The sequence below is a fragment of the Herbaspirillum lusitanum genome, assembly GCF_026127345.1.
In the GTDB taxonomy this organism is placed as follows: domain Bacteria; phylum Pseudomonadota; class Gammaproteobacteria; order Burkholderiales; family Burkholderiaceae_D; genus Herbaspirillum; species Herbaspirillum lusitanum.
Genome location: NZ_QXFG01000005.1, coordinates 381,176 through 395,561, shown reverse-complemented (window position 1 = coordinate 395,561; position 14,386 = coordinate 381,176). Strand labels below are relative to the sequence as shown.

Annotated in this window: 8 protein-coding genes; 1 reads left to right on the top strand and 7 read right to left on the bottom strand. The window is 48.8% G+C overall.

Annotated features, from left to right (window positions below):
• Positions 1-2: 2 nt before the first annotated feature.
• The 6 genes from DXT88_RS06000 to DXT88_RS05975 all read right to left on the bottom strand — a co-directional run bounded on the left by DXT88_RS06000 (position 3) and on the right by DXT88_RS05975 (position 11,311).
• Positions 3-2,651 carry a phospholipase D-like domain-containing protein gene (locus tag DXT88_RS06000; RefSeq protein ID WP_265211978.1) on the bottom strand — a complete coding sequence of 883 codons (2,649 nt, stop codon included), beginning with the start codon at positions 2,649-2,651 and terminating at the stop codon, positions 3-5.
• A 132-nt stretch (positions 2,652-2,783) separates the two neighbouring features.
• A complete protein-coding gene (locus DXT88_RS05995) occupies positions 2,784-3,155 on the bottom strand; it encodes a hypothetical protein (RefSeq protein ID WP_265211977.1) in 372 nt (123 codons plus the stop codon).
• Positions 3,156-3,166: 11 nt separating this feature from the next.
• Positions 3,167-4,036, bottom strand: a complete 870-nt coding sequence (locus DXT88_RS05990; protein ID WP_265211976.1) for a hypothetical protein — start codon at positions 4,034-4,036, stop codon at positions 3,167-3,169.
• A 225-nt stretch (positions 4,037-4,261) separates the two neighbouring features.
• On the bottom strand, positions 4,262-7,621 hold the full coding sequence (locus DXT88_RS05985) for a VPA1262 family protein (protein ID WP_265211975.1): 3,360 nt from the start codon (positions 7,619-7,621) through the stop codon (positions 4,262-4,264).
• A 211-nt stretch (positions 7,622-7,832) separates the two neighbouring features.
• Complete coding sequence (locus DXT88_RS05980; protein WP_265211974.1) at positions 7,833-8,678, bottom strand: hypothetical protein; 846 nt, start codon at positions 8,676-8,678, stop codon at positions 7,833-7,835.
• 353 nt (positions 8,679-9,031) lie between these two features.
• The gene (locus DXT88_RS05975; RefSeq protein ID WP_265211973.1) at positions 9,032-11,311 is read right to left on the bottom strand and encodes a 3'-5' exonuclease; all 2,280 of its coding nucleotides are present in this window, start codon (positions 11,309-11,311) and stop codon (positions 9,032-9,034) included.
• A gap of 463 nt (positions 11,312-11,774) precedes the next feature.
• Here DXT88_RS05975 and DXT88_RS05970 point away from each other — a divergent pair, with 463 nt between their 5' ends.
• Complete coding sequence (locus tag DXT88_RS05970; protein ID WP_265211972.1) at positions 11,775-12,488, top strand: MobA/MobL family protein; 714 nt, start codon at positions 11,775-11,777, stop codon at positions 12,486-12,488.
• A 317-nt stretch (positions 12,489-12,805) separates the two neighbouring features.
• On the opposite strand, the gene DXT88_RS05965 is transcribed toward DXT88_RS05970, so the two are convergent.
• On the bottom strand, positions 12,806-14,254 hold the full coding sequence (locus tag DXT88_RS05965; protein ID WP_265211971.1) for a YfjI family protein: 1,449 nt from the start codon (positions 14,252-14,254) through the stop codon (positions 12,806-12,808).
• Positions 14,255-14,386: the final 132 nt, after the last annotated feature.

Below are 14,386 nucleotides of genomic sequence, written 5' to 3'. Positions count from 1 at the left end.
AGTCACTCTGATACGGCAATATGGTTGATTAAAGGCGCCTGACATCTTGGGCATGCCGCTACACAGAAGAGCTTTAGCTGCGCCAGTAACGTAGGGTCTGGTCGCTTTACATCTTGTCCAGAGCTTGTCGTTCGTAAGTCTTGGTAGCAGACAGGACAGCCGAGAATGGTGCGCACATCAACCGCACCAAATGATTTTCTCCCTATTTTTGGTTGAGCCGCCCTACGCAAGAGATCTAGCATCGTAGGATTAAGCGGATACCACTCCTTGACGTCAGAAACTATAGGTCGGTCTTTGAAGTAACGAGCCACCTGTGATCTAGGTGTGGGCTGAGCTAAAGAACGCGCGAGCGCCGTAAGCGCTTGCTCGACCTCTCCACGTACAAGGGCGTGCCCGACTTGTGAATTAAGCCAGTCAACAGCTAAATCCAGGATGCGTTCGATATCGGGAGATCCTCCGAAGGCTGCTTCAAGATATTGCACCGCTCGAACAGATTTCGGAACAGGTGTTGTCGATGACTGGAGTTGCGCCAGTGCTTCCGTCAACGCATCAGGGCGGGCAGCATTTTGATAGGCCAAAATAGAAGAGCAACCGGCATACTCGAATAACATCAACTCCTGCGATGGGCCGGTGAACGCGATATCTACCGCGCTATGAAGCCACTCCCCAATCTTTTGGAATGCGACTGGCGCATCATCAATTGGCCCGACATACGCACGTAAGGTCAGATGAAGCCAAGTACGCTCCAAGTTTGCCAAATTCAAGAGAATCTGACTACGTTCTTCGGCAGTGATTTCACTCCGACTCAACTGTCTTTTTAACTCTTCACGGCAATTTTCGATGAGAAGGTCAAAATGGCTCAGCATTTCTACTAACGCATTTTTTTCTTCATCGTATGCTGTCGGATCTATGTCGTCATCAAGTGGCGGATGAACAATAGGATCGCGTGGAGGGCGTGAGGAACGCTTTTTGTTACCGGACTTCTCTGGGGGCGTATCAACTTGCGTGTCAATGGGGAGACCTAAAAAGACGTGCGCCATTTTTCCCCAGACTGCCCAACCACTTTGGCCGTTAGCTAACGCCTCCAAGAGACGATCTCGTGAGGAGCCGCTCCCAAAGGATGGCCTATCGACAATCTCTGCACGTGGGGCTCCGGTTGAGCTGGCATCGTTATTGGACGGATTTTCCGCTGATGGTTTCTTTGGTTGGCTGCTTGTCGTGTTAAGAACGGGCGGAGGTACCGAAGTAAAGCTCCGGATTTCGTCCATCACGATTGCTAACAATTCTGCAAAACCAGCCGTACTTTCGGAGCCACGGTCTATGGGGCCTAGAGACGATAGTAGGGAACGGCGCTGGGCACCAATGTGCAATAGCTGAGGCAGGCTTACCCAACCTCGCGCACGGAAGACCCCGGACTCCATCAAGATTTGAACTGCATTCTCTTGATCTACATCGATCCTTTTTTCAAGAGAGCTCTTAAAGCTACCGTCTTCCGCTATCGTGATCTCTTGTTCCGACGTCGCGGGCAGGCCAGTGATTTGTAGTTTAAATGTCCAGTCACGTGGAATCTGGCGAATCTTGCCTAGGAACTTGCCCGACAAAGATATCCCGGACAAGGATGCCGTCACTATCGCACCGCCGGCTTGGTTTGTACGTGGGAAAGGCTGTTTCCTAAACGGCGGTGACTCAGTATCAATCCAGTTTTCTGATGGCGATGCATCGCGTCGAAGAACGCCACATTCAATATTGTTGGTGGTGGTCAATGACTCCATCGTGGCATTGAAGCTCCCCGTAAACAGAGTTGCCTTACCTTGGCTACGCCATTCATACCATTTCGCATGGACAGAGCGCTTTATCGAGGGTTCCGCCACAACTGCACGCACTGGCAAGCCCCATTCCTCGCTGATCTCAAATGGAAAAGCGGAGGTTTTTTCGCTAGCATCAACGGCGATGGCCAGTGCTTTAGGTCTAAACGCTTGGACCAAGGACCGAATTGGTTCCCCTTCAGGATGGTGATACGGAGAAAGGACTAGCAGTTCGTCGATCTTCTTGTTCGGTACTTCCCGCACGAGCTGCTGCAGTCCTGACTCCCTTAGACAATGAATAAATTGGACGTCTTCTACGTTAGCGTATTTTCCAGAAAGACTGGACATGCGGCGCTGCAGACCCTCAAGCGGCTCAGTAGTTTCACCAATATCGACGCGGTCCTTGCCTATATTAAGTAAATCTCCGAAGAAGGCTGCTGCTTGGGCGTAAGCCAAACTATGTAGCTGCGGTCGTAAAACTTCGAACACCTCGAGGCTTCCTCCGTGCCCAGCATAGGTGAGATTGCCACTACCAACCATAAACACATCGTCCTCACCATCTTCAGGCCAAAGATAGATCAGCTTGGGGTGAAAAATTCCCGGGCTAACGTCTACTGGGTGGACGGTGTAATCCCGACCTGCATATCTACTGCGCTGTTCTACTAAAGAATCTCGGTAGCCTAAGGAATCAACATAGATGTCGATTGCGCTGCAACCTTGAGCACGTAGCCTGGGAAGGATATAGCACTCAAAGTAGGTAAGTGACAGGGTGAAGCTTGTAAACAGAGCTCGTCGCCAGCGACCGCTCTCAATGATCTTAATAATAGAAGGAGGAGTTTCAGACATATTTTTATTTTTTAAAAAGAGGAAGTAACTTAGTACTTAGGACTAAGAAAGCTGGATGAGCAATTCAATATCATCAGAGAAGCGCAATTCACTCGTCCTTGGCAAGCTCATCCATCAGGTTTCCTTTAGCCATCATTCGTCGGAAAGAAAGGCTGCGATTTCCTGAGAGGTCAATACTTCAGAGTAGCTTTGTCGGGCAAAGCCGAGCAAAACGTTAAATCTGTTGATTTTGACGCGGGGCAGAATTTTTACAAGTACGCTCTGAGCTAGCGTCCGAAATCTTCTCTGTTCAATTCTTTGTTGAATTTTCCAAAGCTGGATACGACGATCAGCAGGAAAATCCCGCCCCAACCGATAGTCGATAAGTAGATTCAGTTCTCGTTGACGTAATTCTGCGTCGTGTGGCGTTCCAAGGGTGTGCCCTTGGCGCTCATAAAGCTCAACAACGGCCCGATCAAACTGCTGTCGGGTTAATTTCGGGCCGTGGTTGAGATCTGAGGGCATTCTGAGATTATTTACGGAGAAATCGTATTTTTTGGTGAATCGCCATAAACTTGCTCACTTGTTCCTGGGCCAAACGCGTCGTTCAGTGCTTGGGGATCCGCGAGAATAATTCTTTTGTCGACATCGTTGCCAAACGCAGTCTCATATTGTTTTGAGGTAAGCACGTTAGCTGAGTCATCCTGGAATACCTCTGTCATCTTATTGAATTCCTTCACGAATTCCACCGCTCCAATTTGTTCTGTTTTTAATTCTTTCTCCAAAATGAACAATCTCGTTTCTGCATCGAACTTCGCTTGCATTAGACCCTCTTGGCGTTTGAGCGAAAGCTTATCTGCAAACAAAATCTGAATAAGAGCATGATAGCTCTTCAAATTTTGTGAGCGATGAAATTGCTGGGCACGGCCAAAACGGCGTAAGCCAGTCATATTGAAGCGTCTTGCACTTTCAATTAATTTAATATCAATTGCTCGCTTAATTTGCTGGTGTTCCGATAAATTATTGGGTTGGGCGCAAGCTACCAAATCTCCGGACACATGAGGATGAAAATCAAAAGTCGAACGACCATAAATCCCGAATAGTTGAAGCGACAGCCCATAGCCTCTGGCGCCAGCGACCTGAATTCCCGAAGGAAACAGTATTCTGTTTGCTGCTTGATGACAAACTCCGTCGATAAGATACGTCGTTATCCCGGCCCGCTCATTCGGTTTGGCAATCGCATTCGCGCGCTTCGTGCTTCCAATACCTTGATTGAATGCAGTGCCTCCACTCTTCCCTCCCCAGCAAGACCAAGCCTTCGCCCCAGTTCCACATTCGACATAAGTATGGTCGGCAAAATTCAGGAACATTTGGGTTTTATATTTTTTTGCAACTAAGATTCCCATGACACCCTCTTTTTTTATATGAAGTGATTGAGAGGTTGGCTATCAAACTGCAGATGGCTCACCCTTGTTGCGGCGGCTTCCACTCACTGAGCAAGATCAGCTGCCTGCATTAATTTAGCAGAAAACGACTGTCCAGGCCGCCACATACCTTGCTCGAGAACTACGTCGTCCTGGACTTGGACTTCGAACCGACTGATCGAAAAACGTTGTTGTTCACTGAATAAACTACAAAATTTCGCCTTCTCCCATTGAGGCCAATAGCTTTTCGGCGTGATCAAGGAATGTAGCCAGCCCTCCCTCTTCTCCCACATGCGCCGAGCGCCATTCATCGATTGGCTTGACCATTGCGAGCTCGTGAACGTCAAACGCGAAAGCATCCAATTCAGGAAATGATCTTCCGCTCCCACGTAGGTAATATTGGCTCCATCGAGCAAAGGCAAGAAGCCACATTGAGACTGTCAACGCCCTGTCCCATAATGACCAATCAGAAGTGCTGGCAAGAGGCTGTTGAATAATCTTTCTTTGTTTTTTAAGAATTTCTCGCAGTAATTCCAGACTAACCAATTGACGGGCGGAGCTACTTCGGGCGAAAAGAAACGCTGCTATGTTGGTCGTCTCACCCTCACGTTCCAGTTCAAATAGTAGAGATTGAGTCTTCACTTCCGGCTCGAGAAAGATAGCTAATTCCTGAATCCAGATCTCACTGGCGTCGTCAGTTTTTACGCGTTCATTTTGCAGTAAAGGAGAAATTACATCCTGGAACATCCAAGGCTCAGCCCAACTCAACCGGGTCATATGGCCGCGCATGGAGTCGACCAAATTCTTCAGACCTTGCGCGGGAATGACTTTCGGCAACGCATCTTGCAGCGCCTCGACAAGCGCTTTATAGATCTCAACGTTCCCTTGATCTTTTGCCGCACGGTTAATCATCCAACCCAAGGCTTTTACCTGCTCATCATCGGAAAAAGCCGCGACTATTCGACGTACTTCTTCCAATCCTCCAGGCATTGCCAACCGCATCTCTACTGCAATGAGTCCCATCCACGTCAGCAAGCCGCTACTACTACGAAGAAGCCGATCTCGTTGATAATCGGTGACGCCAAACTGCACCGTCCGCGCAATCTGGCTGACTATCTGACTCAGCATTAACAACCGCACTGCATCCGATCCTTGGGGCTCCATTGGCACATCAATGATTTTGGCTTCGACAATCTCCACCAGAATATTCGGCGAAAACAACCACAGGAGCTTGACCGCATAGTATTCCGACCAACTCAATCCTGCGTATTTAGTCGTATGGGATATGTGATGAGGATGATACGAACTATGTAGCAAACGCTCAATCGGCATTCGGAAAAATTCGGCCCCTGTTACAAAAATATCTCCCCCCAATGTGTCATGCAGCCGGCCAAACGATGCTTCAAGAAACTGAGCCAAGAATTCTAAAAAAATGCCCTCTGATTCGATTCTGGAAAGGCCGCTATCACCGTCACGCGAATGTGCAAGTACCTCTCCGAGTATTTCCCACGTTGCAGAAAAATCGGAGAAATCCCCCGATTGGCGATGGATACAGTTGAACAATCCCGCCGCCTCTGGCAACGTGATTGAGTTTTCCTCGATCATTCCGAGTGCTGCCAGCTGCTCCTTCAGTAGATTCCCACTCAAACCTTGGAGCGACAACTCTCCAGTCCACATGCTGAGCACGTTCCCCGCGTGAGCTTCTTCGAGAAAACGTAGTGGTTCAAAGCGCCTAGGTGTTACTGACAGCTTCGTAGAATCAAAGAGAAGCTTCATCGCAGCATTCTCGGCCTGACCTTGGGACTGCTTTGACTCAGCCTCCTCTATCAATCCTGACTGATATTGTTCGACTTTTAGTAAGACATCCGCAGGAATCGGAGTTACAAGCAGGGGGTGATTTTCAGCAACAGTCTGGAATGAATTGGATAGATTAAAACCCGCGACTGGTAAAGCATCTTCCCCGACGATCAATATATAGCGATCATGCAGTCTGCCTTCCCTCAAGCCAAAAATACGTAGTTTTCCCCGTCTCAGTAGATGCCCATTGCGTTCACATCCTGCCACCAAGTTATTAATCCGCTCAGGCGTAGGCTTGTCAGACGTTTCCTGCGAAACACTCTCTTCTTTAGACAGTTTAGGTAAGGATGTAAATACGACATAGTCCGCGTCGGACTGCGCATAGAGGAATAGCAGGCCAAGCCCTGCGGTATCAAAGTAGGGATCGAAAATAACTATCTGCTGCTGCGGATATTTTGCCAACAGAGCCCTGAACCACTCCACAAACTGCAGCCGCCCTTCTCCGTCTCCTTGACTCCGGCGCAGGAAAAATTGCCCTTCTGATTTCGGAGGATGAAATCTAGAAAAGAGAGAGAGGAGATCCCGATTGACGGGCACCCAAGAATCCACCCCACGTCCTCCGACACGACTTGCGAATCCGTGGTTGTCCCGCTTGATCGTTAAAGCTGTCTTTAATCGGGTTGACGCGGAGGACCGAGCGCCTTTCTCCAACCAGTCGAATTTTACTGGGCTGGCCCCTTGGCCCACTGCGTACCCTTGAAAATGGATCTCCCGAACATAGTTGATCCGCCATCGGCAACATAGTGTTCCACCACGAGAATTTCCGTTCTGCAATCCGAAAATTTCCAACTCAGTGGTATCGGTTCTGGCATGCAGTTGGTCGCTCAACTCGAACCGACATTCGAATACGCCCTCCGCGTCACGTTCTGCAATAGAGAACGCAGAATAGACAACTTGTCCATCGTTCTCAATGCACAAGCGAAACTGGAATGCGCCGAAGTGCGGCACTTGTAGGGGATTAAATCGGGCTACCAAGGCATGCGGAAGAGTGAGCCAGTTTACCTCCAACAAGCGCCGTTCTCGGTCATCAAGCGCAGGAAATACCAGCAGTTCGAGATCTCCGAAACGTGTAGTATCGGCACCGTTGAATTCTAGGCCAGTGTCCGCATTCAACCGCTTGACGATCGCCTTTGCCAAGGCAATGTCATGGCCCTGCTCCAAATCAAACAACGTCCTTTTGTTGGTCTGCGTAATCGAGGCACTGAACGCCCCGGCTCCACCATGAGGGCTCGAGGGTGAGTTCAGGTGATACGCATCACCGTTGATCAGATAGGCAACTGGGCGATAGATGAGATCGTTGGAGGGGAGCACAGTGCTACCGAATCGAGTAACCAAATCGTTCGATAGCTCAAGCTTCATTTCCTTACTGACTTCCGAAATGCTTCTTCCCGCGGTGAGTTTTCGTAAGAGATCCGCACAGTGAGCACTTTTGACGTAAAGATTGAGCCGAGCGACTTCCGCCTTGATCGCCCCAAAACGAAGAAATTTATTGTCGTCGCTAGAGAACCAACGGTCGCTGGAATGACTGTATGGAAGCAAGCGACCATAGATCACTCGATTTTCAAGAGACTGCCCGGAGTCAATCCGCAAAATCCATAACTGCAGTGCGCAGTGACGGGGTGCCGCTGAGAACAGCCGTGCTAGCCGTTCATCATTGAGTAGATCCTCCAATATTGGCGCCACTGCTGTTTTATAAGTATCGTTCCACATGATCTCAATAAGTCTTGCTACGTAATTCAGACTACTTCTCTTGTAATCAAACACTTCAAAGCCAGAATAGCGTTAGCCACTCTGACCTCTGTCTAACAAGCTAGATCGAGAAGCGACTTGAGGGACTAGACGAGTTAGAGCGCCGGCACACGTGTATTTTCTGGCGTATGTGCCGGCATCTTAAATCAGATAGCTTCTGATTCAGCTCCAGCTATTTTCCGAGAGCAGTCACGGCGGCATCTGCTGCTGCCTTCTGCTTTTGAGCTTCAGTCAACTCAATAGATCGTGTAGCGGCTGTTATTTCCGCGGTTAACTTAGGACTTTGGCTAGGCCTGGCTTCTGCATTGTTTGTGATGGTGGGAGGCTGCCCTGGCGCCACAGAAGACGATGTTGGTTGTGCATTTTTTATCGCCAAATTAACTTCAGCCTCGATATTGGCTGGCATACAAAGCACCGCATACGCCTGAAGCACCCCGAATACCGCTGGTCTGTTTCGGAAGGAAGTATTTTGAACGAGATCCTTTCGGAAACGAGTTTGCATGGATTTCACCATGGTTCGAACAGAGGAGGGATCCAAGTCATATAAAACGTTATTACTCATCGTATCGATGCTGCTACTTGCCAGGCCAAATGCAATGGCAGTCACCGCGATTTCTCTTGCGGCAGAATGTAATGCGGCCATGATACCTGCCGTAGCTCCGCCCAGTAGGCCTAGCTCAGCGGTTGACGTGCGTCGATTTCGATTCAAGCGAAACAAGGCGTGCAGGTATTTCTCGCACTGGCTATCGCTATAAGTCATTCCTGCGGATAGAACTTTATCCCATGTGGCTGCGCTGTCTCCCGGTTCAGTGCTCAAATTGGCCAATCCCAGGAGAGTTTTTAGTGTTTCTGCTTGCGCCTTTTGATATGCCGCAATATCTTCCGCATTGACATTAATTCCAGGCCCATTATTGATGAGATCTACACGCTCCTGGTAGGTACGAACAGTCGAGCAGCCCGACAGTAGTGCAATAACAAGTCCAATGAAAAGCAATTTTAAGTTCTTTTTATATGTCATTTCACCCGCCCCTTTTTAGAACATTATTTTTCGATTTTTATGCTCATGCTACCTTTTTAGTATCGTCTAGTCCCTCTGCATTTCCCTCATCTGAATGAATGAGATGGAGCATAAAATCTTCGAGCAATCTCGGAGTTTGAAGATACTAAGAATTAGGTTTTTATGTTTTTTTTCAACGGCGCTTCAATGGCACAGGCTCCAGCCGATTGCATTTGATGTTGTCAAAGAAAACAGACAAGCCTGTACGTCTTTCTTTACCACCTCCCATACCATCGCGAATAAAAAATAGGAGACTCATCGTTAGATGAATGCCTCCTATAATTTTTCCCGGTGTTTCCGTTGACTGCCCCGCGTTAACTGACCCTTCGCATTTCTCCATTGCGCAGATGGCCTTCGTCGCAATCAGCCTGGATCGCTGCCAAAAAGCGAGACGCTCCCTGACCTGCTCGAGGACTATATGTGATAGTCAGAGTATCGCGAGCTCTGGTCATCGCCACATAGAGGCGCGCGGCTTCCCGGGGTAATCCGTCGGGTGCGATGCCTGCAAATGGCAACACACCCTCCACCAATCCCATGATAAATACCGCACTAAATTCATGACCTTTTGCAGATTCAATAGTACTGATCTTCACACGGTCACTCTCATAGTCCACGTCCTGCCGCAACTCAATAGAGGGAACTCCCATTGCATCAAGCATTTTCTTGATTTCGTCGCGACTTCTCACATTAGGCCCAATCACACAGATTTGGCCTGGCGTCTGTCCCATGACTAACAAGGAATGAATCGATCGTGCAACAGCAGACGCTTCTTCTTGCAGTGTCGCACAGCGAAGCAACAGCGGTCTCGCACCGTGACGCTTTGCGAAGTCCGGTGTAGAGGGACGGCTAATATTCTCTTCGTCTACGTCAGCAAACTCATATTCAGACACCAGTCCAAAAGCAGCCTTCAGAATCTCATGTGTATTGCGATAATTCTTCTTGAGACTAAAGCTTCGGCCAAGAATATCAATACCCACACGCCTTAATGCAAAACCTCTCTTGTAAATACTCTGCGTACCATCGCCAGCAAGGAACAATCCATTTTCAATACTGGATATCGGTTCACCAGTTGACGTAACGAGTTTTCCAATGAACGTGACATCAAGCTCTGATAAATCCTGAACCTCGTCGCACAAAACGCAGCGATAGTGATGCTTAGTAACTGCGGCTTCATTTAGCCTCGTCACAGCCAATGACACAAAACCTTCATGGTCTTGCAAGTTTCCAGCCTTTAACCTATCCAGATAGCTGCCAATCGCCCCTAAGACAATACGCCGTTCAGGTTGGCTCAGTGGAATGCCCCTTCCCGTTCGCTGAAATCTTTGTGCGTCGAGATACTGCTCGAGGTCTGCCTCTTTCAATCTGCCGCGCACGTAGGAGATCTCATCGTTCAAGAAACCTACCAAATCAGACATAGATGCCAGCGAGGTTCCATCAAGCGTCCCTGACTCACGCAATGTCGAAGCTATCGAGTGAACAAATTCATCGTGCCTGTCAGCCGGAATCTGCTGAGGAAAGGCCGCTCGCCCGCCGATATCATTCAGCGTATCCTTAACCAACATGCTCATGGTCTTAGTCTCGATCAATGACCGCTCCACACCGCATAGGTCATCGGCGAGACGATCAAGTAGACGACGCATGCTCTCGGTCAACGTTACCAGTACCACCGGCGCTTGATATTTCTTTGCCAGGTTGCGTGCACGATGTACCAAGATACAGGTCTTCCCACTTCCAGATACCCCTCTGAGTCGTGCGGCACCGCGGAGATCTCTTTCGACAATCCGCTTTTGCTCCGGATGCAAAAAGAGCATCCAGTCGGCAAGCGTGTTCTTTTTCATGAACTCGCTCAACAAGTCTTTATCGTCGAAGGTAAAGAATGATTCGCTATTGTCAGCTGAGGACATAGCCAAGGCCGCAACCTCTGGTGGAACCACAGCCGACTTCCCGTTCTCAAGCTCCAGCCGGCGAGTCAACTCAGTCCATTCTCTAGCATGAGCATGCCACATCAGATCGTAGATGAGGCTCGCCTTTTCGTAGCCGACATCTCGATCTAATGCCTCAATCATGCTTTCAGCATCCTGCTCGAATTTCTCCCCCGTAATCGAATCAACAAAGCTGCGCGTCTTAGCGTCGATGCTGACGATCTTCCAGTCTCCGTCAGAAAGAGTCCGAAGCACAGGCAATGCAAGCAACTCCTCAGGCGACTCCAGATCCATACGATCAGCTGGCACATGTCGCTGGGGCGCCTCTGTCGTCACCAGGACAAAGTTGAGAGTGCCGTCTGAATCACTTTTAGTCCAACGATAGTTGCGATGTGTGTCCAGCCAATGTTCAGCATCGTCATGATTTCCAACAAACAAGAAAGCACGTGACTTCTCAACACCGTCGACCAGTTGCACTACAAGTCGGTATGCCTCTGGAAGATCATACTTTTCAACGTTAGGGATACGGGACTCGCCGTGTTTAGTACGAGGTAACGATACGATCTCTCCGCTAAGCCCGGCCTCCGTCATTGATGCCCGAACTGCCTGGACAATCTTCTTATGTCCTTGATTCTGTATTTTTCGCAAGTCCCCATTGAACGACTTGGTCATGATTACTTTGTATGTCATAGCCTCGTATTTTTATGATTGTCGAGGAAACAGAGTACTACATAGAAAACAAGATACCACTCCGTACGTAACTTCTGATTAAGAAAAATACTGGAAGATTCTCTCTTTTCAGCGGCGTAGCAAATGCAGTAGGGAATATTTAAAGCATATACAGACGGAGAGTCACCCAGAACGATCCTAGGGAGAGATCTACATCCGATGAACCACTGTCTCCAGCGAACAGGATAAGTCATCTCTAGTAATTATTTACTGAGCTCTGTATTTGTATGGAGTGAAGCATCGTTATCAGAGAGAACAGCTAGCAGAATAGTCAATAGACATAGTAGTGAGGGGAATTGAGTGTGCGCAATTACCCTTTCTCAAAAAACTCGTCGAAATGACCCCTTCTTCACTCCCGGTATCAATCAGAACCGCATTCTGACTATGCACCTCCAGGGAGAGATCAATGGCAATTTTCCACATGAAACTGAAGAGTCACAAGAAAGGACAAGCAGCAGATCGATCGAGGTATATCGCGCGAGAAGGCAAGTACGCCAACTATGCAGATGATGTGGTGACAGAGGGTCACGGAAATCTTCCTGCTGTTGCAAATGGCGATCCATTAGCAGTGTGGAAGAGCGCTGACAAGAACGAACGTGCAAACGGATGCGCGTCACGTGAACAGGAAATCGCCCTACCGAATGAACTTGATACTCAAGATCATGTGGCCATCGTGATGGAATATATTGAGCGGAGCAACAGTGGAAAGCCCTACCAGTTTGCCATCCATCGATCAATCGGAAAACTGAGCCAGCAGCCTAACACCCACGTACACCTGCTCGAGTCGGATCGAATTCAAGATCAGATCGACCGCCCCTTAGATCAGATATTTCGTCGCTTCAACCCAGACCATCCCGAACGAGGGGGCTGCCGAAAAGAGTCAGGTGGCCGCAACCCCGCCACACTTCGTCAAGAGGTTCAAGCCAAGCGCGAGTTAATGGCGGGCATCATCAACGCGAAGCTGGAAGCAAGAGGACATAGCGCAAGAGTGGATCACCGCAGCCTCAAGGAACAAGGCATTGAACGCGAGCCAGAACGTCACCTCGGCCCAGGAAAAGTCCGAAACATGTTAGCGGAAGAGAAGCTTGCGTTTGTGAAGAAGCGAGAACAGGCGAAATAGTTGATGGTAACCCCGTATAGGTATATTTCCTCCTTAAATCGTCAGAGCCCCTAAAAATCGTCACACGGGAAAAATATCTAGACATTGAGCAGATTTTTTATCTCGGCTGCCGGCACTCAAGAATCCGTGCTGTTCTTGCTGTTCGCAGCAAAAACAGCAGACCCTAAAAGCCTCTCAGATCTATTTTTGTTAGCCCAACCAGTTATTGGATATAAAAATGCGCCTCAATGAAAAATTAACATAAAAAATGGCAGGTAAGAGTTTCCTCTCACCTGCCAAATACAACTTTCGAAATTAACAGCCCGCGTAAAGTTCCATTAGTACATCAAACGATACGGAAATGAATTGGGCACCAAATTTACGATAGTGGTACGGCTGTTGTCCTTAGTAAGCCATACCAAATTGCGTTGCGTCAGTATTGCCAATGCATCGTTAAGACGAACCTTCGAACGCGCCGGCCCATAATTACGCAGGTCATTTTTCTTGATCCAGTTTGCGCCGCTGTTCCAGACGTCCCGCACCAAGAAATCTGTTATTGCCTCCGCATCTTGCTCGGCTTCAGACAGTTCAGGTGCGGAGGAAAACAGACGTTTGAATTCGCCTGCGTGCCAATCGTAAATCTGCACTGCGCTATCGAGCGACGCCAACGAGATCGCGCCCTCGTTATCCGAAAAAATATGAAGCAATGCCGCGATGCGCCCTATCACTTCAACCGCTTTAGAGGCGGCATCTTTGATATCGAAGAAATATCCCCAAGGACTAATCAATTTTTCAGTTTGATTAACCAACTCAAGGCAACGATATTTTGCGTCATTTGAAAATTGCAACACTTTACGCTTGTTGTTACCCGCCTTCTTTTTCTCTGCATATTCGTCCAAGATCGACTTCATCTTGGCGTGAAAAATAGGCAGATCAACCCAGTCATGATTCAACTTGTTGGTGAAGCGACGACCCTGAGTCGATTCCGGAAAGCCCACCAGGTATCGAGCCCAGTGACCGGAACCACGCAATTGTTCACCGCGGCCTTCAATAAGTTCCTTGAAGACTGAGTGCTGCACCAAGATCGACACTGCCACGCGCGGATTTCTCGCCACGATGCTGATGCCATCGCTGCGATCCATTGTGAGCATGGACGCACCATCCCACCCTTTGTTCATCAGCCCCATAAATCGGAAAATACCGCCTTTGATCAAGATCTCACCTTCGTCTGACATGCAGGTGATGGCTTCACCATCGCCTGCAATCGATTCTATGAAGGCGCGCTCCGTCAGGTTTTGCCGGATGAACCGGCGCAACTGCGGCTTGATCGGCTTGTCGTTCCCATGCGCCACGATTGCCAGCTCCAACTCCTCAGTTGGCTTTTGGTTTTCGACCAATTTGCGCAACTGACGATGGAGGCCAGTATTCCTGGTCGTCCAGATATGCTGCTGCGTATCGAATTCTGCGAGTTCTTTCTTGTACTGCACCATCCTTGCCTCGTCAAAGGCGTAGATAGGCTTAGCCACGAGATTGTGCACAGATGTTTTGCGCTCCCCGGAATCTGCGATCACCAAAGTGTTCAAAGAAACGGGGCGCACTGAGCCGGTTGCCGATTCGTAGTCATACAGCCCTTGAGCTACGGCCGACATTGCCGACAAAACCTCCATGCCAATCATTGCTTCGGGAGCCAAAGTGTTGCGCTGCAACTCTTGAATGGTCGAGCGAAGCATCGAAGAAAACACGTGCGTCGGATACGAGGGTACGGGGATATAGCAGGGATTTAACATTTTCTGTCCTTTACGGTCAGATCCCGATCTCCTGTTCTACTTCAAATTGTTTGTCCTTCATTTCAGTCGAACCGGACAAGCGCGACTTGCATCTCGCTGATCTAGATCTGACTTGGGTTGGTATAAATTAGT

Coding starts and splice junctions, on each gene's coding strand:
- DXT88_RS05995 (WP_265211977.1), bottom strand. CDS start 3,155: ATGCCCTCAGATCTCAACCACGGCCCGAAATTAACCCGACAGCAGTTT.
- DXT88_RS05985 (WP_265211975.1), bottom strand. CDS start 7,621: ATGTGGAACGATACTTATAAAACAGCAGTGGCGCCAATATTGGAGGAT.
- DXT88_RS05990 (WP_265211976.1), bottom strand. CDS start 4,036: ATGGGAATCTTAGTTGCAAAAAAATATAAAACCCAAATGTTCCTGAAT.
- DXT88_RS05980 (WP_265211974.1), bottom strand. CDS start 8,678: ATGACATATAAAAAGAACTTAAAATTGCTTTTCATTGGACTTGTTATT.
- DXT88_RS05975 (WP_265211973.1), bottom strand. CDS start 11,311: ATGACCAAGTCGTTCAATGGGGACTTGCGAAAAATACAGAATCAAGGA.
- DXT88_RS05970 (WP_265211972.1), top strand. CDS start 11,775: ATGGCAATTTTCCACATGAAACTGAAGAGTCACAAGAAAGGACAAGCA.
- DXT88_RS05965 (WP_265211971.1), bottom strand. CDS start 14,254: ATGTTAAATCCCTGCTATATCCCCGTACCCTCGTATCCGACGCACGTG.
- DXT88_RS06000 (WP_265211978.1), bottom strand. CDS start 2,651: ATGTCTGAAACTCCTCCTTCTATTATTAAGATCATTGAGAGCGGTCGC.